General features: G+C 31.0%; 20 protein-coding genes. 4 read left to right on the forward strand and 16 right to left on the reverse strand.

Features of this window, described 5'->3' with window-relative positions:
- Positions 1 to 22 precede the first annotated feature (22 nt).
- The 4 genes from ACXLDF_RS15695 to ACXLDF_RS15710 all read right to left on the reverse strand — a co-directional run bounded on the left by ACXLDF_RS15695 (position 23) and on the right by ACXLDF_RS15710 (position 6,353).
- Positions 23 to 724: a hypothetical protein gene (locus tag ACXLDF_RS15695; RefSeq protein WP_457559496.1), complete on the reverse strand. Its 702-nt coding sequence runs from the start codon at positions 722 to 724 to the stop codon at positions 23 to 25.
- 9 nt (positions 725 to 733) lie between these two features.
- Entirely contained in the window at positions 734 to 2,008 is a 1,275-nt protein-coding gene (locus ACXLDF_RS15700) for a hypothetical protein (RefSeq protein ID WP_457559497.1), read from the reverse strand.
- 353 nt (positions 2,009 to 2,361) lie between these two features.
- Entirely contained in the window at positions 2,362 to 4,611 is a 2,250-nt protein-coding gene (locus ACXLDF_RS15705; protein ID WP_457559498.1) for a GTP-binding protein, read from the reverse strand.
- A 386-nt stretch (positions 4,612 to 4,997) separates the two neighbouring features.
- On the reverse strand, positions 4,998 to 6,353 hold the full coding sequence (locus ACXLDF_RS15710; RefSeq protein WP_457559499.1) for a hypothetical protein: 1,356 nt from the start codon (positions 6,351 to 6,353) through the stop codon (positions 4,998 to 5,000).
- A gap of 219 nt (positions 6,354 to 6,572) precedes the next feature.
- Here ACXLDF_RS15710 and ACXLDF_RS15715 point away from each other — a divergent pair, with 219 nt between their 5' ends.
- Positions 6,573 to 7,394: a winged helix-turn-helix transcriptional regulator gene (locus ACXLDF_RS15715; protein ID WP_457559500.1), complete on the forward strand. Its 822-nt coding sequence runs from the start codon at positions 6,573 to 6,575 to the stop codon at positions 7,392 to 7,394.
- A gap of 107 nt (positions 7,395 to 7,501) precedes the next feature.
- A complete protein-coding gene (locus tag ACXLDF_RS15720; RefSeq protein ID WP_457559501.1) occupies positions 7,502 to 8,143 on the forward strand; it encodes a class I SAM-dependent methyltransferase in 642 nt (213 codons plus the stop codon).
- Positions 8,144 to 8,163: 20 nt separating this feature from the next.
- On the opposite strand, the gene ACXLDF_RS15725 is transcribed toward ACXLDF_RS15720, so the two are convergent.
- From ACXLDF_RS15725 to ACXLDF_RS15735, 3 genes are all read right to left on the reverse strand, one after another.
- Positions 8,164 to 9,282, reverse strand: a complete 1,119-nt coding sequence (locus tag ACXLDF_RS15725; protein ID WP_457559502.1) for an archaeosine biosynthesis radical SAM protein RaSEA — start codon at positions 9,280 to 9,282, stop codon at positions 8,164 to 8,166.
- Complete coding sequence (locus ACXLDF_RS15730) at positions 9,279 to 11,705, reverse strand: DUF5591 domain-containing protein (RefSeq protein ID WP_457559503.1); 2,427 nt, start codon at positions 11,703 to 11,705, stop codon at positions 9,279 to 9,281. Before ACXLDF_RS15730 ends, ACXLDF_RS15725 begins: the two co-directional genes overlap by 4 nt.
- Positions 11,706 to 11,766: 61 nt before the next feature.
- Positions 11,767 to 12,996 carry an ArsA family ATPase gene (locus ACXLDF_RS15735; RefSeq protein WP_457559504.1) on the reverse strand — a complete coding sequence of 410 codons (1,230 nt, stop codon included), beginning with the start codon at positions 12,994 to 12,996 and terminating at the stop codon, positions 11,767 to 11,769.
- An 877-nt stretch (positions 12,997 to 13,873) separates the two neighbouring features.
- On the opposite strand from ACXLDF_RS15735, the gene dnaG reads away from it, so the two are divergent.
- A complete protein-coding gene (gene dnaG, locus ACXLDF_RS15740; RefSeq protein WP_457559505.1) occupies positions 13,874 to 15,220 on the forward strand; it encodes a DNA primase DnaG in 1,347 nt (448 codons plus the stop codon).
- A 175-nt stretch (positions 15,221 to 15,395) separates the two neighbouring features.
- Here dnaG and ACXLDF_RS15745 read toward each other — a convergent pair whose 3' ends face one another.
- From ACXLDF_RS15745 to ACXLDF_RS15785, 9 genes are all read right to left on the reverse strand, one after another.
- On the reverse strand, positions 15,396 to 15,602 hold the full coding sequence (locus tag ACXLDF_RS15745; RefSeq protein ID WP_457559506.1) for a protein translocase SEC61 complex subunit gamma: 207 nt from the start codon (positions 15,600 to 15,602) through the stop codon (positions 15,396 to 15,398).
- Positions 15,603 to 15,672: 70 nt separating this feature from the next.
- Positions 15,673 to 16,575: a signal recognition particle-docking protein FtsY gene (ftsY, locus tag ACXLDF_RS15750; RefSeq protein WP_457559507.1), complete on the reverse strand. Its 903-nt coding sequence runs from the start codon at positions 16,573 to 16,575 to the stop codon at positions 15,673 to 15,675.
- A 29-nt stretch (positions 16,576 to 16,604) separates the two neighbouring features.
- Positions 16,605 to 17,030: a prefoldin subunit alpha gene (gene pfdA, locus ACXLDF_RS15755; protein ID WP_457559508.1), complete on the reverse strand. Its 426-nt coding sequence runs from the start codon at positions 17,028 to 17,030 to the stop codon at positions 16,605 to 16,607.
- Positions 17,031 to 17,219: 189 nt separating this feature from the next.
- On the reverse strand, positions 17,220 to 17,456 hold the full coding sequence (gene rpl18a, locus ACXLDF_RS15760; RefSeq protein ID WP_457559509.1) for a 50S ribosomal protein L18Ae: 237 nt from the start codon (positions 17,454 to 17,456) through the stop codon (positions 17,220 to 17,222).
- A 74-nt stretch (positions 17,457 to 17,530) separates the two neighbouring features.
- Positions 17,531 to 18,205 carry a translation initiation factor IF-6 gene (locus ACXLDF_RS15765; protein ID WP_457559510.1) on the reverse strand — a complete coding sequence of 225 codons (675 nt, stop codon included), beginning with the start codon at positions 18,203 to 18,205 and terminating at the stop codon, positions 17,531 to 17,533.
- An 83-nt stretch (positions 18,206 to 18,288) separates the two neighbouring features.
- The gene (locus ACXLDF_RS15770) at positions 18,289 to 18,789 is read right to left on the reverse strand and encodes a 50S ribosomal protein L31e (RefSeq protein ID WP_457559511.1); all 501 of its coding nucleotides are present in this window, start codon (positions 18,787 to 18,789) and stop codon (positions 18,289 to 18,291) included.
- Between the two features lie 39 nt (positions 18,790 to 18,828).
- Positions 18,829 to 18,987 (reverse strand): 50S ribosomal protein L39e, encoded by a 159-nt coding sequence (locus ACXLDF_RS15775; protein WP_457559512.1) that lies wholly within the window; start codon positions 18,985 to 18,987, stop codon positions 18,829 to 18,831.
- Positions 18,988 to 19,071: 84 nt separating this feature from the next.
- On the reverse strand, positions 19,072 to 19,428 hold the full coding sequence (locus ACXLDF_RS15780) for a DNA-binding protein (RefSeq protein WP_457559513.1): 357 nt from the start codon (positions 19,426 to 19,428) through the stop codon (positions 19,072 to 19,074).
- 52 nt (positions 19,429 to 19,480) lie between these two features.
- Entirely contained in the window at positions 19,481 to 19,912 is a 432-nt protein-coding gene (locus ACXLDF_RS15785; protein ID WP_457559657.1) for a 30S ribosomal protein S19e, read from the reverse strand.
- A gap of 1,123 nt (positions 19,913 to 21,035) precedes the next feature.
- Between ACXLDF_RS15785 and ACXLDF_RS15790 the strand changes: the two genes are divergently transcribed.
- Complete coding sequence (locus ACXLDF_RS15790; protein WP_457559514.1) at positions 21,036 to 21,296, forward strand: hypothetical protein; 261 nt, start codon at positions 21,036 to 21,038, stop codon at positions 21,294 to 21,296.
- The last annotated feature ends 190 nt before the right edge of the window (positions 21,297 to 21,486 follow it).

The following is a 21,486-nucleotide window of genomic DNA, read 5'->3' on the forward strand; positions in this document are numbered from 1 at the left end:
TCTTTTCCACTATTGCTTAATGCTATTGTTCCGCCTTGTTGGATATTCCTCGATACAACAAAAATACGGCCATAATTAAAAGTAAATACCCCAGTATTAAAGCAAAGAGGGAACTTAAATTCATACCATAAATAACAAAATAAAGCCCAATTAAAAGCAGAAAAATTCCAAATCCAAAAATAGAAAATTGATGTTTTGTTTCACCACTAAGTTGTTGATAAACATTAACATATCGAAATAAAATGAGTAAAGAATAAAAACCTACAAAGATTACCAAAGTGATTGTAAATTCTCGCGTCCAAATCGAATAATCAGGAGGCATAGGAAAGTTAATTGGAAGAAAAAGTAAAATAAATGACAATCCAGCTTCGATTAAAAGAAAAATTCGATTTCGCGGAAGAAAAACAAAGTTTGGACCCTTGAAAAACACCGCTAAAGTCGTACTGAGCAAAAATAAGGTCAAGATAATAAAAACAAACAATAATTTATATAAAAATGCACTAAAAAAGCTACTTATCATATATCCCAAAAGAGTGAGAAGGTATATCATAGTTGAACATGACAAGCTGAAAAATGAAGCAGAACATAAAATATTGGCTAAATATTTTGAATCTTTCTTATAAGTCCTAAACCCTAAAACTCCCATAACGATTGTGATCAATCCACAAAAAACTAAAAAAATTCCTCGCAGAAACCAAAGCATAGTTTCAGAATTTACTTGCATGATAATACCTCACTTGAAAATTTGTGCCACAGAATTGTTTACTGAATGTTCATCAAACAAACTGTGGACTTTAACTTGATAAAATCTATCGAAAAATTTAATTGAAGTTCGGCGCAACAACCCCATTTTTCTTCTACGAAATAGTTGATTAAAGGGCTTATTATATAGTAAATCCATTCCTTGATGGTTACAAAAATGTTCTCTTGCAAAATCATAGTGGATGGCACTTAGTGCAAAATTTTTAGGAAAGTTATGGATTGCGTGAGATACTTTAACCAAAAGAAGAATACTGACATAAGATGATGTATTATTAGTCATATTATCTCTTATATTATCGCTTGCATTATCGATCGTATTGTTGCTTGAATTACTCGTTGTATTATTAGTTGATTTACTCGTTGTATTATTAGTTGATTTACTCGCTAAATTATTCGTTAAATTAATTTTATACCAAGATGGATAAAATGCACTTAGAACGTATCCTTCTTTTAACAAAGAATGTACTTTTTCTTTTATTTTAAGGCTATTTATACATGGTACGTAAAACATTTTTCCCCCTTTCATTTTCATTTCATCATTAGAGATTTCTGGGAGAAATTCCATTTCAATTATATCTTGTTCTATTGCAGTTTCTGGAAGCCCCCAATTAAAAGAACTAAATAAATCATCCCAATGAATAAACAGATTTCTAACCCATTTTGGAATTTGGTGTGTATTTGCAATTCGATGTCTCAAAGGAAGATTATAAACACCGAAATATGGATAACATGTTGTATTATCCCACGTACTACTTATATGAAGAGGAAGAATCATACTTCCACACATTTTAAATTGCAATAATTCCAAATAGGCAGATGTAATCCATAAACGAGTAGTTCCAAAAAGAATTTTATCTCCGTCTCGATGCAACTCTTCGATAATGTGGTTTAAATATTGATCCATCACCATAATGTTGAAATTATAATCGGGATGCTTAACTAAGCGACCAAATTCGACCCTATTATGTACCTTATCATGAACAAATCCAGAATACCCGATTAAAACATTACCAAACCAAATTCCAATAATACGTGAATCAGGGCCGAATTTTACAATTTCGTTTTTCATCTTATATGGATATTCATTCCCATACAATTTTGTGAATATTAAGTCTATAGAATCGGCATATTTTGATAAATTATCCATCTTATCGATATATTCAACGCGAAGTTCTGATTTAGGAATAAATATTTTTTCAGACGATCCCAATCTTGATTTTTGTTTGTAAAATCGAACCTTTTTCATGATGCACACATTCTAATGCATTATGTAAGATTATCTTTAACGTTTCGATTATTTATATATTTGTATCAGTGCTTTCAACAACAATTTTTTCAATTAAAAATGGTTTTGGTTATCAAATAGACTATTTGATAGGTAATAGGCATTTATTAATTTGTGTGGATACTTGTTGAACCGCTTTGAAAAATTAGGAAAAACTCATTGCAACAAGGAAAAAACTTATTCGCACTTTAAATCAAATATTCTCACTTCAAAATGTAAAAATATGAGAAAATTTTATTTAATTAAAGGATAAAAGGATAAATTTATCCTCAAAAAAAAAGAAAAAAATATTAAAAATATTAAAGAAAAAGCGATTAAGTTCGCACGTAAATAAATCGGTGATAATTAGAACCATCTGGCAAATGTTCTGCCATTCCTTTACGTTTACGAATCTCTAATATATATTGATTCATCAACGCTCGTGGAATTGGCTCAAAACCGGCAAATTCATATCCAAAGAAAGCCCGACCTTGTGTAGCACCACGAAAATCATCTGCAATTCCTTTTGATAATTCCTCTGCAGGCAATTTTCCTTTTACACGCATATATGCACCATCGGGTAAAATTTCTTCGATAATTCCTCGATGTTGAGTCAAAACTTTGATAATTCCACCTTCAGTTCCATTAGGTGTCTTAACATCGCATTTTTGAATAGGTTCAAATAATTTTGGATCTGCATCTAGGAAACTTAGAGAGAGTGCAGCGGTAGTCATGGTTGCGATTTCAGAGTATCCAGTGTGGGCGGGGTCAACGTGGACATCTGCATCAGTAAAGACTGCTTTAACACCCATTACTGGTTCTTTAGCTAATGGTCCGTTTGAACACCATTCACGCCAAGCGCTGATTAAATATGATTTGATACGATCTAAACGCTGTAAACCTCGGGAACCATCAATAAGAATGTTACCTTCATAAACATCCCAAATCTTTCGACCTTCTTTTGCATCCCAACCTGCTTTTTCTCGTAAAATTTTAGACATTGCTTTAGCATCCATTAATTCATTTAATTCACCGTCTAAAACGAGTTGTGTGGCAATAGGATCTAAAGGCTCAACATACAAGATTAACTTGTTGTGACCGTTTGGTGATTTGGTATGATAAGGCTTGGATTTCTTTGTAACCATTTCCCGGTATACAATAATTGGTTCACCAACTTTGATCTTTACCTGTCGATCGATTCGTTTTGTAAGAATTTCAATCTGCAATGGGTCAATTCCACTAAGAATATACTCGCCTGATTCCTTGTTTAACGAAAATTTAGCAGTATTATCAGCCATGAGCCATTTAGAGGTAACTTCTCCGAGTTTGCCTAAATCTTGAGGATCGACTGGTGTGATTGATCGCGAAACAACCGGTTCGCAAGAATATTTAATACTTTCAAATCGAGGTAGTTCTCCCTTATCTTCAAAGGTATCAGCATATTCTTTTGCAACGAAAGTTTCACCAGATGGACAAATGAATCCAAAGAGGGCGAATAAGTTACCTGCAGGAACTTGATCCATATCAAGTAAATCAGTGATTTCCATTACACCTAAACGCTTAACTTTATAACTTTCGCGACGGTTGACTAAATAAATGCTGTCACCTTGTCGAAGAGTTCCAGAAAATACACGACCGATTAATGTTGGGCGGAATGATTTAGGATCAATAAACACTTTAGCAATCATACCCATTAAAGGACCTTTAGGATCGCTTGAAGTCAAAGCTTTACCTAATTCAGAATTAAAGTCAACATTTTCTACCAATTTGGGTAAACGATAAGCACTGGCTTGGATTGGATCAGGCAAATGATCAATAACCATCCGCAATAATGAATCATCTAATGGCAAATTCTTGCGCAAGAATTCAATATCGCCTTCTTTATATTTTTCAAACACAAAAGTAGGCTTGATCTTACGCTCTTGCAAAATTTCCATGGTAAATCCCCAACCATGCTTGGCAGATCCGAGAGCAACTTGGCTTTTTGCAAAAGAAACGGTCCAATCAACACCTTCAGGTTGTAATTCACGAATCAAATTATTTACATCGTTTATAATTGCATCTACTCGTTCATAAACTTCTTTTGGTTCCAAACGTAATTCAGATATCAAACGATCAACCTTGTTAATATAAACTACGGGTTTACAAATTTCATTTCCAACAGAGAGCCGAATATTGGTCTCAGTTTGGGTCATCATCCCTTCTAAAGCATCGACGAGTAAAATAGCACCGTCAGAACTTCGGAGGGCTCGTGAGACTTCTCCTGTAAATGAAAGGTGCCCTGGAGTATCGTTAATTTGGAAAATATAAGGATCTTCATTTTTTTTGCGAGGATCATCGAAAGCGAGTAGTACAACCGAAGTAAATATTGTAATACCTCGTGCTTGTTCTTCATCATCAGAATCCATTGCTTGCATGGCTCCTGCATCCTCTGGTCGCATAAGCCCTGCTCTTTTAAGCAAAAAGTCTGAGGTAGTAGTCTTTCCATGGTCAATATGAGCTACGATAGAAAAGATACGTTTTTGCTTGTAGTCCCCACGAATAACCATGTCTTCAATTTCTTTAGGATTTCTCACCTTTACCATAATGCATCAACTAAACTAACTTTGAGTTAAGTATGGAAGTAGCGCATAAAATATGAATTTTGCTGATATTTAATTCAAATGCGTTAATTATTTAGTGAGAGAATACCCTTGTTAAGTAGGGAAGGAGACACCCTCTAAATTCAATTGAATTAATTTCTATCGAAATCGGTGAATAGACAATAAGTCATTTGTTATAAAGCATTTTTTCTCATAATCTATATCCATACTTATACGCGAAATTGTCACTTCTCAAACTAATTTTCACTTATCCACACTATTCACTCTGATCTTGTTAAGTGTGAGAAAAATTCAATTTATAATAATTAAAATTATTACAAGGTTATGATACAGGATATATGCCAAAAAGAATAAGAAAAAAGTAAATATTATTTATTGAAGATAATGGGTGATTCTCGTTCGTGAATTCCCTTAAAATCTCCAGTTACTTCAAGATTTTTATAATAATATATTTTTGACGCAATATCAAGCGAAGAACGACTACGAAATCGGAAAATAATAAGAATCAGAGAAATCCAGAATTCCATGCTACCATAATAGCCCAATTTTTCCCATAGGCGCAAAACAATTTCCCATGATATAATAACTGTAAACAAGAATAAACAAATTAGCGCTGTATTCCAATTAAGACGAGGTCCTAAATCAGAATATCCGATAGAAGGACCAAACAAACGTAAAAATAGCCAATAAACACCATCACCAACTAATCGACCAATAGTAAATACAGTAAATGAGACAACACCATATCGACGGAGCCATAAAGTTCGTTTTACAGCCCGAATTCTTGAATATTCTGATCCATAATCTAGTCGACTTATGAAAATTGACAATAAAAGTGCTTGTCCTCCTAAATTAAAGAATTGAACAGGAAGTGGAATATCTGTATCTGCAAAATGAAGGAGAAAATGCCAATCGATCAATACAGCAATTCCTAAAAGAATCATCATGGTAGCAAAGAATAATGCAGCAGAATTTAGTAATTGCTTAGCTGAAATGCGTTTATAAATCATATATCCAAAGATTACCCCCATACAACCAAAACTAAAAGTATGGGCGATTTTAAACCTGCCATATATAAATTTCGAAAGAATCCATTCTGAAATGAACCAACCTTTTGAATTTAATAATTCAATCAGAATGTGACCCCAACGAATAAAATAAGGACTAAAAACTAATCCACCTAAACCAAGACTTGTAAAAAAAAGAATAAAGGGAATAGGTTGGCATAATTTGGGGATTAAAAGTATGAACCATAGCAAAATTGGAATAAGGACCCCTACAAACACAATTGAATCGATTGTATCACTAGAAAATACAAGTTCAATTGAACCTATGGTGCGATATCGCGACTCTGTATTGCGAATACCAAACAATTTCCGAACTTGAGAGTATAGAATTAATATTAAAGCACCAGTTAAAATTCTCCTTAAAATAAATTTCCAATAGTCTCGTTTTGAAGAATTTAACTTGCTGAACATTTGAATTGTGATTATCAAGCATGTCATTACAGTAAAAATACTACCCCAGACACTCATTATAATTAATGGAAAAAGCATAATCCAAAGAAATATCGACATTTGAGATACTATTGGAACAAATACAGCAGGATCGCCACGAGCGATAGCCTGGGTAAAAAGATGAACTTGAATCATAATAAAAATACCAAAGCCTTTTGCAGTATCAATGCTAATCAACCGATGTGAAAAGGGTGAAAAAGCTTTCATAACAAGATTGAGGGGTATAACAATAAAAATGATTCCCAAGAAAAATCAAAAAATTATCACTTTTCACACTTCATTTGATATCCGTAATAAGGAATTTATGAAAAAATAGTTCAAAAAGTATCCCCCAGCATTTATTTGATACGCAACGATATATATTTACAGTAGAAAGAACTATTTTTTTTTTCAAATTTATCGATTTATATGGAATAAGATTATAGGATGGAAAAATCTGTGATTTACTACCAAAAAAGAATATTAAAATCAAGATCAGCTTCAAAAATTCACATTACAAGTTTTCGATCTCATTTTATCACCCTTATTTTTATTTCTATTATCATTTTAGCATTTTATTTTCTTTTTCCTTCTATATTTTTCAATGAAATCAAAAACACCTTACCATTAGATGAAGGAAGAGATTCGTTAGTTTTTAATTCTTCTTCAGAATGGAGTATTGTTTTTATTTTTATTTTTATTTTTGCTGTATCTATAACAGTAATAATTGCAATTTTTACTACAGATGAAGCAAATTCTTGGTTAGAAAATCGAATTAACGAGAATAGAGGGATCCACAGGCTATCTTGTAAAGATATTTTAAGTAACGAAAATCGACAAAACCTGATTAGAACTATTTCCCGAGAACCTGGTATTCATTTTAATGCGCTAAAAAGACGGCTAAATTTAAGTGCAGGACAAATGTCGTGGCATTTGGAAATTCTTGAACAGTATGGATTGATAAAAAGAACATATGAAGGTCAATTTTGCTTATTTTTTCTGCGAGATCATATACCTAAAAATCTTAAAATGATGATAAAAATCGAAAAATCAGTAATGACACGCACAATTCTAAATATGATTGATGAAAAACCTGGAATTACAGCAAGTGAGATTGCTCAAAAAACAGGACTCAAACGTAATTCTGTAAAATATCATGTGGATAAATTACTACAACTTCAGAAAATCAAGATTTTAAAGGATGGAAGACAGAAAAGATTATTTCTATTCAAGAAACTGATAAATGAAGAAACAATTAAAATTACCTAATTCTTGTTGCGATTTGTTTAATTTCAATTTTTATCGAATAATTTTTATGGATTCATAAAAATATGTGCATAGGAAGTGTATTTTGCAGCTGAGAGCAGATTGCAATTATGATAAAAAATCAAAGAAAATATTGGAATGGAGTTGCAGATGAGAAAGAATTCACCACTCCTTTTCAAATAGAAGTATTTTCCAAATATCTACCTAAAGATGCACGAATCCTCGATTTTGGCTGTGGATACGGCAGAACACTATTTTCCTTATATAATGAAGGATATCAAAATACTGTGGGGATAGATATTTCTGAAAAAATGATTGCTAGAGGAAAATCAATTCATCCTTATTTGAATTTAAATCACTTGATTACAGAAGAAATTCCATTTAAAGACGAATCTTTCGATGCCGTTCTCGCATTAGCTTTATTTACCTGCATTCCTTTCAAAAAGCAACAGCAGATAACCATGAGCGAAATTTGGCGTGTTTTAAAACCAGGGGGTTATTTGTACATGAATGATTTTTTAATTACGCCAAATATATATAATCGAGAGAGATATTTGAAATTTGAAAAAAAATATCAGCATTATGGAATATTTGAATTACCAGATGGAGGAGTTTTTAGACATCACTCAGAAGAAGAAATTTTCAAACTTGTGAGAAATTTTCAATTAATCATTGCAGATACATCAACATTTAAAACAATGAATGGACATTTGACAAATGGAATATTCTATTTTGGAAAAAAAAAATATTAAAATCATGGTTCCTAATTTAATTAACTCCATTTATATAATATTTCAGTGCGGTATCTGTTATAATTAACCAATGATTCCTTATCATTAATTAATTCAGGAATTATAGAGAGATCTTGATGTTTAACAAATTTTTGTAGAATATCAATTGCTTCTGAATTAGATGGATGATGACTGTAAAAATTGTGAATTCCACGTTCTTTACCCGCAGCACTTGGATCACAGAGCAATCTTATATGTTTTAATTCTTCTTGAGAAATGGCATGCTTTATTATCCAAAATAGTGAATAAAACCATGGAGATCGGAATTGATTTTGAGAAGCGAGAACGCTACAGACTGTATTTTGCTGAATGTTTGTTGGATTGATGGAGATTGTATCCACTCCTAACTGCACACAATCTCGTATTGATTGAAATAAATCCATTAAAGCAGTATATTCTGAGAGAAATGGAGGTTTAAAGAGTAAATAGGCTTTTACACCAAAATTGTGAGCATGAACCCGCTCAACTGCCTGAACTATTTGTCTCCAATTAAATCCTTTATTGATTATGTTGGCACGAATATAATCAGAACTACTTTCAATACCAATACCGATTTCCAAGTACTTTTCTTGAATAATTTGTCTATATTTAGTTAATAGATCAGAGGTCAAGTACTCAGGACGCGATTCGAGGACAATTTCTTTTATTGACTCGAAATCTGCGAGTTTCTGCAAGATTTTCAGTTGAAGTTTTTCATCCAATTCTTTAGGATCACAAAAGCTTCCAGAAGTGAACATCTTAAACACAATTTTTTCATTATGATCTTCTAAAAGCGATTTAAATTTCTCAATTGTTGAAATAAATTGTAACCAGTAATGATCTGATGTAATATCGCCTTCAGCTCGATCATTCCAATATCCACACATTGTACAACCTCCCGATGCAGAACCTGCCCAACTACAAGCGCGAGATCGAAAGATTAATGTAATCTCTGTTCCCATTCCAGATTTGAGCCTATCAGGTTTTGAAAAACTAGCAACGGGTTTTGAAAATCGGTGCGTTTTTGCTTTTTTTTGCTTGGATAATGGTCTTTGGCGTAAATACTGCAATTCTTCGCGCAGATAAGAAATTGCAGATGGAAGTCTTTTCTCAGAATTCATTGTTCAATCTCCTTCAGTAAGTCTACATCAGTAGAAGAAGTGGAAAAGTGTTGATCTTTAACTTTTTTTCTCAGTTTACAAACTAAACCATATTTTATATTTCTCAAATCTGCTGGAGCTCGAATTAATTCCCCTACTCCAAGATATTCATTATTGGAATTTAAAACAATTACTTCATCTCCTGGGTGACATAATGAATCCATATTGTCTAAGATTGGTATAAAAACTGTTGTTCCTTTCATAGTAGGTTCAGTAATTTTGACAAAATTCCGACCATGAGAAATTAAACGTTGTGCACCACGAGGTGTGAGCCTAAGAAATCCAGAATTAGTGTGAAGTCGCCCAATCTGAAATTTTCCAGCACCATCATATGTGAATACTTCAAAATATTGAGGATTACGACATTTATTTACAATTATTCCTGTATCCATAAACAAGTCTCCTGCACCTTTACCAAATTGATAATCTAAATTGGCTCGAATCATAATTTCTGCTTCAGTGAGAGATTGAAATATATTTTTTTTTAAAATTTTTTTAGATTGTTTATCTTTATTTGTTATTTGATCTTTTTTTGACAAAACCCAAGATAATTTGATTTCATTAAGAGTGTTTTCTAAGGCTTTTAATCCTATTTTTGATGATGGCGAAGCAGATTCTTCCTGAATTAAAGTATATCTCCAAATGATATTCTTTGACTCCAATTTCAATTTATCTTCAGCTACTTTACACGCTGAGTAATATCCTCCATGAACATGAGCAACAATTATTAAGGGGTGATTATTTTTACTAGCATTTTCATCTTCACCAGTATTTTGATCTTTACCAGTATTTTCATCTTTAATATTTTGATATTTATTAAGCCAATTTGCAAGTAATTTTCCAGTCAAATTAATCTCATATTCATCCCAATCACCAGTTACAGGTATATCGTAATGAGCTGCAGGAAAAATGTGCTCTAATTCTCTTGGGACTACCCCCAAAGGTGAAGTGATAATGACTTGATGTACTTGTGAATAAAATTCTTTTCCCATCGTTTTTCGGATAACCTTCCTAAAATATTGATGAGATTTTGATTGAGAATATGGCTTTTTTGCTGCACATGGAAGAATTACAACAATTTGGTATTTTTGAGCAGGAGTAATTTCATTTTTTACACGTTGAATAAAATTTTGTACTTCAGGTCGAAAATATGATTCAACTCCAATACAATCGACTTTATGAGAATTACATAGTTTATAGCGTGAATTAATTTCATTTGCATAATATTTATCAATAAGTCGAACAATAGCAGCAAATTCAGGTTTTGTATGAGTTTGAGCTTCCAAATATGATCGAAGTGATCCTTCACTTAGATACTGTTCTATACGTCGAATTTCTGTGCGAGCAGTAAAAATATTATGATATAAAATCAAATGCAACTGCTCCAAGTTTTCAGAACCTGTTCCAGGAACCAGTCTTTCCAAATGTTGGCATGCTGGACAAGCGCAAGGAGGAAATTGAAGATTGCGTAGCCATTGAGATGATTGAGAAGTAATGTATAAACCTTGATAAGAATAATAAAAAAGGGAATTTGTTTCAATACAATCAAATCCTAAGTATATAGCTAAAGCATAATTTTGAGGAAAAATCTGTCCTCCAGCGATCCACATCAAATTTGGAGAAGTTTGCATTTTAAATGTGAAAATCCACTCTAAAATTTCTAATTGATTTCTTAAATTGCGAAAAATATTAGTAAATTTTAATCCAAATAATTGATCTTGATGATTCTGAACCCAAGATAAATACAAATTCATGATGGATTTTTGCGTAGTGAAGGGAATTTCTAAAATAAAAAAATCATCTAGATTTTGAGCAAGAATTTGGCTTGAATAAAAATCTAATCGATGTTGAATAAGAGCTTTTTCATAAGATTCATATCGATTATAATCAGTATTTGGAAAATTAGCAGATAATACATGAAAATGCATTTTTGTATTATCTGGAAAAAGAGAAGAATTAGGAAGATGCAAAAGATTATAGTTTAATGTGTTTATAGATGATTGAGAAGATGAAGGATATTCAGTATTTTTTAATTTGTTAATAGAATAAACTCCGAAAAGATCAAGATTTTCAATAATTTGATAAGATTGTTCATGTTCTGGAGAGATAAAATTATTATTTGAAAATAATCCTAAAGGATCAACTGTTAAGGAAGCTAAAAAAGAATGCGTGGTGTTTTTAATTAAATTTTTGTAATCTTCAAATCGTAAAGAGTTTTGATTTGATGAAGAAGAGTTCTCTTTTTTTAAGCTATATGAAAGATTTTCAAATTCATTTATTGGAAAAATCAAATTTGGAGTATAATAGAAAATTTTGCCAGATTTAAATCGCCCTATTCTGCATAATCCTTGTTGATCGCGAATTTCAAATTGCACTTGTGGCATATCAAGAAAATAAAAGCGAGATCATCAAAAAAATTTTGGAATTCGGCTGAATTTATAAATTTTAGCTCTCTCGCCATTTTTGACGAAATTCTTCAATATTTAAGGGATTTTTTTCTTGATTATTTAGAGGTTTCCTTAAATATCGTTTCAATGGATTTAGAATTTCAAAAATAGTCGATTCCTTATAGATCTCTTCAGCTAAGCGTGTTAATCCTTTAATTCCGATTGGTTCATCTTCCAACCAATGTGATTCCCATATTTTTAAATCATGAAATTCATTATGAATTTTTAGGCGATATTTTTCTTGATTGGAGAGAATTTTATCCAGATAGAGTGTTTTTCCCTTTTCTGAAGGCGGGATTAATCTGTTTATATGTAATGCATCTACAGAAATAAATGGATCGGAGAGGATTTTTGCCCTTTTTGCTTCTTCAAATGATGGTTTTTCCGGAATAGAGACTAACCTGAGTGATCCAATTCCTTTTAATAATTCTGCTATACGATCACTGCGTTTTTCCATTTCATAAAGAAGATCTAATATATTTTGGGCTAAATTTTGTTGATCCTCCTTATCTAAAGGGTTAGAAGGTTTTGCTTCCTTATTGATCGCATGTTTTGCCATCCAAATCGCAGGTTGAGCCCATTTTGTTATTGACTTAAATTTATTTAAAGATTCTTGCAAAACTGAAATTATTTTTAAGGTCAATTTCATTAATCGACGCGATGGATCAGCAGGAACTTCAAAAAGTGCAATCATATTTCCTGTTGGTGGAAAATCACAAACCATTATGTCAAATTTCGGTAATAAACTTCGTTCATTTAAAGGTGTTTCTTTATTTTGATCAAGAGCAATATAACGAAGTTTTCTTTCTCCAATACCCTTCATTGGATTTTCTGCATCAATAATACTCTGAAAAAAAAGAGCATTTTTCATAGCAAGGGGTAAATTTTCACTCCGGAGAGATTCTTCTACAATTGCTTCCAATTGGGGAATCATTGCCATAAGTTTTGAAGATTTAAACAATTCTCGTGTTTTTTTCGTTAATTCACCAGTGTAACTTAAAGCATAAAGATCTGGATCAGGTTCAATTACAAATAGATTTGATGTAATTTGTGTTATATCATTTCCAATCTCTTTTTCAAATAAATCGGATAAATTATGTGCAATATCAAATGACACTAATAAAATTTTCTTTTTGGGGAGGTTTTTTGCCAAATATACAGCTGTTGCTGTAGAAATTGAAGATTTTCCAACCCCTCCTTTTCCACCAAATACAAGAATATTTTCCATATTTTAATTATAATTTATCATACTACAATTTCAAATTTTATGGAAAAATATCTTAATAACTCTCAAATTTATCCAAATATTTTTATCTATAAATAAATTTTATAATATTGAGGATAAATATCCTCCAGATACAAGAAAATTCACGGTTCACTTAAGAAACATTCTGGACTTAATAACGAACAAAAGTCAGAAAGGTTCTGTGTTCAACGTGAATGTTAATAGATAAATATTCAAATAACTCTTATATTTCATCTATTATCCTTATCACATCACATATCACAATTATAATTAACATAACAAATATAATCCAAATCAATTATTACCACAATAAAACAGATAATAATTACATTGAGGATAAAAATAAAAATATACAAATTAAGCAAGAAAGTATATAATTAGAAAAGAAGAAAAAGAATAATTCCCTATTGGTTGAAATATGCCAAATATCATATATTACCTGAAGTTGAAATAAATTCAACATATTACGATTGATAATCTTCATTCACAAACAATCAATATCATTGGTTAATATTACTAAAAGATTAATTACTCTAAAGAAAGTAATGGAATCATCAAATTTCGAAAGAATAATAAAGATCAAATAAAACTGCGAATAATAAAATAATAATCAAAGTTAAATTTGAGAATCAATGCAATCTTTAGATAATCTCTTAAAATTATCTTAAATTTACCTTAGATATAAGTTTATTAATAGAATCACTTTAGAGTTATCAATTTATAGAGGTAATATAAGAAAAGACATAATAATAAATCAAAGGGTTAAATTAGACAGACTTTATCATCATTTTTCTGCTTTTTCTAATCAATAATTATATTTTCTTGCGACTCATAAAACAAAAGAAACAGTGAATATATTATGACAAAAGGAATTAATGAAAGTATTGATCAAACAAGTGCAAAATACAATATAATTGCAAATTTTACCGTTAATGGAGTCGTAGAAGTTCAAGATGTTGTAGGAGCACTTTTTGGTCAAACAGAAGGTCTTTTAGACTCTTTAGAATTACGTGAACTGCAAAAAACAGGAAGAATCGGAAGAATTATTGTTAATGCGTCTTCTGAAAAAGGCATAACAACAGGGGAAATCATCATTCCATCAAGTCTCGATCGTACTGAAACAGCAATCTTGGCTGCCACATTAGAAACAGTTGATCGAGTTGGTCCATGTCGAGCTTCTCTTCAGTTAAAAGAAATTAAAGATTTACGAAAATCAAAACTTGCCCAAATTGAAGCTCGTGCAAAAGAATTATTAAAAGATTGGAAAGCAGATACTGCAGATCGAAATTCAATATCAGAGAAAATTAATATTGAATTAGAGAAAGAATCTGTAATAACTTGGAATGGACTTCCTGCTGGAGATAAAATTGAAGAGGCAGATGAAGTTATCATTGTTGAAGGTCGAAATGATATCCAACAATTGCTAAAGATTGGAGTAAGAAATACAGTTGCTGTGAACGGAACATCAATTCCAAAAGTAATTGTAGATTTAACTCAAGAAAAAGAGTGTACTGCATTTTTAGACGGAGATCGAGGAGGAGATATGATACTTAATGAATTATTACAAGTATCAAAAATTAAATATTATGCACGAGCACCTCCAAATAAGGAAGTTGAAGAATTAATTCCAAAAGAATTAGTAAGTTGTTTGCAAAATAAGCGTCTTGTCTCTGATTTGCTTAAAGAAAGAAGAAAACGAAGTGAAAAAGCAGTATTACCACAAACTGCAAAAAAAAATCTAAATCATTCCCAATCATCTAGTGGAAGAATGAATTCAAGTTCTCAACGTCATGGAAGAGAAAAACAAATCCGTACACGACGAAGTATGACATCAGAAAAAGGTTTTCGAGGTTCAAGACAAGATCGTTCCGTTCGTCGTTCAACTCGAGATAAATATGAAAGACCAAAAATCTCACTTTCAAAAGATAAAATCACACCAATTGTGAAGGATTTAATTTCAAGTAATATTGCAGTTGCCTTAAATGATCAATATCAAGAGATATATCGAACAAGCAATGTTAAAATTTTTGAAGAAATGAATTCTAGCATGAAAACCTTGATTATTGATGGAGTTGTAACTCAAAGATTTCTTGATGAAGCATTAAAACAACGAATTAAGCATATTGTGGCTGTAAATATCGAAAAAAATCTTAAAGTTGAAGATCCAACAAGTATAGAACTGTATTACTTTAAAGATTTTCTTTAATATTTAATTAATAATTACATCGTTAATGTCTTTCTTTTTTTTTATCCTTCTTTTCATTTTATCATTCTACTCTTTCTTTCTTTACAATAAAATGTAAATAACAATTAGAATAATCGTGTAGATTAGTTTATTTTCAATTTTTATTCAAAATATAGGAAAAAAGGTTTATAATGGTTTAATTATTGGAAAGTAGGCTTGAAATCAATTGAACGATATAATAAAGGCCACCAATAATCAACATACCAATCGAAGCAACTTTAACCATGGTGAAAAATTCCTTTTTCGTAGGTTTTGTTGAAATTTTAAGAATACGTTTGATATTTAGCCAAAATCGTTGAAATTTATTCATCGTCTCACTAGGACTATTCTTTGCAACTGACATGAGAATTCTTCACCTTTACCAATTTTTTATGAATTAAAATATTTTTGATAAGAGTATTTGTGAATTGTTATTATTTACTTTTTTTACCCATTAATTTTTCAATAAACCAATCAGGATCAAAATGGATTAAATCATCATATCCTTGACCTACACCAATATAAATAATCGGTTTTTTTGTTATATAAGCAATAGACAGTGCTGCACCACCTTTTGCATCTGCATCTAATTTAGTAATGATACTGGCATCAATTCCCACAGCTTCATTAAACTTTTCAGCTTGAAATAAAACATCATTACCAGCTAATGAATCCCCAATAAAAATGATGAGATCAGGATTATTAATTCGTTTTATTTTCTTTAATTCTTCAATCAAATTAAAATTAGTAACTTGACGACCGCTGGTATCAATAATAACTGTTTGAATTTTTTTTGCAATTGCATGATCAATGGCATCGTACGCCACTGAAGCAGGATCTGCTTTATACTTTTGCTTAATTAGTTTCGTATTGAGATTTTTCATATGTTGAGATAATTGCTCAATGGCACCTGCACGGAATGTATCAGCTGCAGCAACAACAACAGAAACATCATTTTTCTTTAATAAATTAACCAATTTAGCAATTGTAGTCGTTTTTCCGGTTCCATTTACCCCTAAAACCATTATTACAAAGGGTTTTCTTGGATTAGGACGATTTTTTATTTTATCAATTAAATCAAATTGATTTTCAACATTTAGTAAAGTATAAATTGCTTTTTCAACTGTCGTGCGAAGTAAATTTTTTTTGCTAAAAGCGCCTACTTCTGTACCAGAAAGCAGTTCTTTTGTTTCTTCGACGATTTTTTCAGCCGCAAAAACAGCCACATCATTTTTTAATAATGTTAATTTTAAATCAGTGAGTACTTTATCCATATTTTTGTCATTTAGGGTTACTTTCAATACTGAAGATAGTCCTTTACGCAATTTTGAAAACATCGAGAAATTTCCTCCTTAATTTCCGTAATTCAACGTTTATAGGTTTGATCAATGATGGGTTGGATCTCTTTTATTTTTAAGCTTATTTCTTGATGATTTTGATTTAATTTTTCTCGAATATTTTCGTATTTTTTCTGTATTTCGCTCATTGTTATCATCGCATCATCAATAGATTTTTCGATTACCATATCTTTCCCAATAGATATTAATATTTTATTAGGATCAATAATTTTTGCATATGTATAGGCATTTACACCAATGTTTATAATAATTTCATGTTCTTTATCTACTTCTTTTAAACCTTGCATGCTTGTTAAGGCAGTTTTTACACCATGAATCTGAGTGTCTAGAAGATTTAATTGATCAATTATCGCTGCTTGTTGATCTTGTAAAACTCGATAAATATAAATAAGTTGATTTATATCTATCGGCGTATTATTTTGGGGTTGGCTCATTGTATATCAGTATTTGGAAAGGTTATTGATTATTTTGGGATTAATTATTGAATCTTGATTCCTAATTTGAATTTTGTTACACTTAAATCGCTTATAGATGAAAAATGAAAGAAGAATTAAAAAAGAGGAAAAGTTATTCAACTGAATTTATTTTAGTTCTGCAAAGTGATCATATTCAATAAAATGGAATTATAAATTTGCAAGTTCTCGAATATATAAATCCGGGCATTCATCCAAAGTTACTTCGGTATTCTCAACAATTTCGATTTTTCTGCGTAAAATACGCTGAGAGGTAATTGCACCAAGAACTTTATCCAAAGCATTTTCTGGTTTGAGCGCCCTAACATATTTAGTAAACTTAAATTTTTGATGTTTTTTAACATATTTTCCTGTGATTTTATAGATTTTTACTTCAGAGTTTGCCATAATCTTTCACATTGTGCTAAATATTAATTTTAAAAAAGAATCATGATTTTAATTTTTTTTGATTATTCTTTTGGTTATTTAATTTGCAATACTTCAAGTAATCGTTGGATTTCTGGTCCGGTTGAATCGCGCCCAAAAAGAGCGCCATAGTCATTTACAACAGCACCTCCACCTAAATAAGGGTTTCCTGTATTAATCGTAGAGACATCAATTTCAACCTTTAAAGTATCTGCAATGATTTCGGCATCATGTTCATCAATCATCGGATGGACTAAAACACCTTTATTATTGGCTAATCCACAAGCTCCAGGTAAGTTGGATCCAGCAAAGCCCAAAACTCTAACAGGAACTTTAAGTACTTTTGAAATAATATCCTTTGCTTCTCCAATTTTTGGTGATATTATCGCACCATGATCATTACATAAAATCAAGTTCCCAAATGCATTTAAATCAGTCTCAACAACAGAAATTTGAAATTCATGAGTCATATTCGCTCGTAAAACTTCCAATTCTGAGTCAAAAATATTATGAGGTACAATAATTCCAAATGAATTCATTGCCACATATGATCCAATGACAGCGCCCCCTCCGATAAAAGTTTCAATCGAAACCATATCGGGTCGAATTTCTTTTATAAATTCAACGATTTTAGGATTAATTTTAGGTGGATGGAGAAAATAAGCATTATTCATGGCTAAATATACTCCGATATTTGGCCCTCCAAAAATATTTTCTTTTTTTATCGGCATATTGAATCAAAGCTCTGTCACATTAAGGAGAAAAGAAAAAATAGTTAAATTTAGGATAAGGTTTAAGTATATTTCAAAAGAATTTATGCTAGATATGCACGAACGATCCCGTCAACACTTTTTGTAACCCGAACACGCACTTTCCGAGGAGGATGTTTGATTCCATTTTCCCAAATTCGTTCATTTAATTCAGGGGAAATATATACTGGACCTTCAGGCTTCATATGGCGGGTTAGGAATTCTTGAAGCACTTTAATGGCTTTTTTGGAAGCTTTCCAACGAGGTGCGCGTTCAAATCCCTTTTTAGCAAGAGGAACAACATAGAATCTTTCTTCTTGAATTTCTTCTTCGAATTCTGCTTCTTCTGCTTCAGCAATTTCTTGTTCAATTTCACTAAGTTCTTCTTCACCTTCAGGTACTTCATCCAAATCGAAAGCATCTACTTCTTTCTTAGCCTCTGCTTGTCTTTTTGCTTCTTCTTCCTTTTTTTTCTGTTCTTCACGCTCAACGCGCTTATCTACTTTTACTGCTTTAAGTTGATTATCTTCAGTTTTAATTTTTTTAATAACTTTCTTTTTTGCCATCTTAATTCATCATCCTGATAAAGAGAATACGATTATCGATTATGATTTTAACCGTTGTGTTCTCCAGTTTCGTCGGCTAAATGGAGTCCAACGAACTTTTCCTTTAGTTTTCATAGTCACCCAAGTTGGAATATTCCCACTTTTCTTTTTATGCTTCATTAAGCGTATTTTTCGGGGTAAATCTTTATTTCTGGCCATTTTTTTCACTTTTTTTTATTATTTCTTAATTATTTTCATTATTTTCATTATTTTCTTCATTTAATTATTTTTCAATTCTTTAATTTACTTAAAAACTATTTTTCCAGTGCGTTTTTTAGTTCGGTTTTGAAGTTGCATGAGTAGGCTTTTAAAAAATTCGTCAGACATGGGAGTTTTGCCACGTAATGCTCCTGATTGATATGCTTGAATTAGTTGAAGTTCAATATTTGCTCCAAATTCAGGTCTAGCTAATTTTATATTAGCCAATCTGGATCTAGCCTCAGATGATAAGATATGCATAAGAAGCATCTGTTTCTGCGCTTCTAAAGCTTGCTTTTGCTGCTGCTGCAAAGCTTCTTGCTGTTGTTGCTGCGCTTGTTGATTTTGCAACTCAGTCATGCGCTGTGCTCTCAATTTTTTTAACTCTTCATCATCACTCATTGGAACAACATCACCTTTAAATAAATTAATTTTATTGATTCTTAAAAATAAATTAGTTGTTTGTCAATTCTGCTCTGATAATTTCTGCAGCGGACTTATCGAGTAAAGAACGACCTTTATTTGTAATATGACGGCCATTCTTTTCAGTTTTTTGAACGTATCCTGCTTTTTCTAGTTGTTGTAAGATTCGCCTAATAATTGAACCAGAACCTTTGGCACTATGCTTTAAATGAACATATCCAGGATCTCTTCCACCATATTCTTTTTTAAGACGGTTTACACCAATAGGCTTACGATAAAGTTTTCGTAAAAGGCTGGCTGCGCGAATATACCAGAAATTTTGGTAATCGACTGGAGGATACTCCTTAAACCATCCGGTTTTCCAAAACATTGCCTCTTTTGGAGCTTTGATGGTTTCCTCAGCTTTTAATTTTTCAGCAACTGCGCTGATCAAATCTTGGGGATATACATCATAGATATTAATTTTCCATTACCTTCCTTTAGCTTGCGCTAAATTTTTATCAATCAAATGTCCGTTTCCACCAATTTTTCCCATACGGGTGGGGCGGAACATCCATTGATCAACACGATCTTTAAAATACGATTTCATTTATTTTTTATGATTTCTACTATTTAGACTTCAATTCTTTAAATTAGTAAACTGATCGAATATCAAATTCATTAATTGTAATTTTTCTTAGGTTTATCAATTAATCGGATTGAAAATTCTTATAATATCGAAATACAAAGAGGTATGTTTTCTCATTTTTCACAAGCAATTCGTTTTATTAATATTACAAATATTAAAACTCAAGAAATTAGCGGAAGTTATTGTGATGGCTCGTAAATCTATGCAAAAAAAGGAGAGAACATTAAAATTGAATTTAATCACATTTTCGGGAATGATTCAGGATTTTTTCAACAATCTGGAATATATATCACCAACTATAAGAACATAAATATTACCTTAAATTCCTATAACGCCACTCAAGATTGAATTATTCAAAATTCTTGTGAAAAATACCATATTAACAATAATATATTAAATACTCAAATAATTCATGGAATTAAGATTAAAAACTGCTCCAACAGAGAAGTAGTACAAAATTTCATTGAAATGCCTGAATATGGAGTAAAATTTTCTGAAAGTTCTAACACAATATATGAAATCAATACTGAAAATTATACAAATTTTGGATCAAATAAAATAATTTTGGATATTTAACATTATCTTTTGTTCCCACTCTTATTAGTCGTGTTTCATATCTTTTTTAATCAATTATAAATATAGAGTGAAGTAGAATGGAGTAAGATGAAAAAAAAGACATTTTTGGAATTTATTTTTCTTTGTCATCGAGATCGGATGGTTTATAGAGTTTTTTATATTAATATTTACCACAAATTTGAATTCTTTTATGGTTTTTTCAATCATTTTTCTTTTTTGCATGATATTCAATAAGTTTTCTACTCTTAAATTGAATAAAAATAATTTACAAGTTGTTTCAAAAAGAAACACATATATAGATTTTTATAAAGGTGGCATACTCCTAATTTCAGCGATAGCGAGTTCAACTTATTTATTATCTGGAAAGTATGACTTTCAATGAATGGTGTTCGAAGATTTTCTGCCAATAAGACCCACCTTTTTAAATCGTGGATATCAATATTTTCATTCAGAAAATTGGCCTGATATTATTACTCTTATCGACTTAGGTCAAATTGTTATTATCTTCCTAATGGTATGGGTTACTTCATTATCGATTCATAAATTAAAAACAAAATATCCAAATTGGATTGTATTTTCTCGAATTATATCAAAAGTTATATCTCTTATTCTAATCTCATTTATATTTGTTGTTATTATTTGAGAGAAATTCAATTTAGAACATATAGATTTTTCTCTTACTTTACTCTATAGAACTTTTTCGGTTTAGCATGATTACTCTTTTTTAGAAGTGGAATAAGTTTTACTAAAAAAATGAATTATTTGCCATATATTTCGTATTTCTTAATAGGCATTTCCTTTTTGTTGAATTTTATGCTCGATATAAATAAATT

Source organism: Candidatus Harpocratesius sp., from assembly GCF_054039255.1.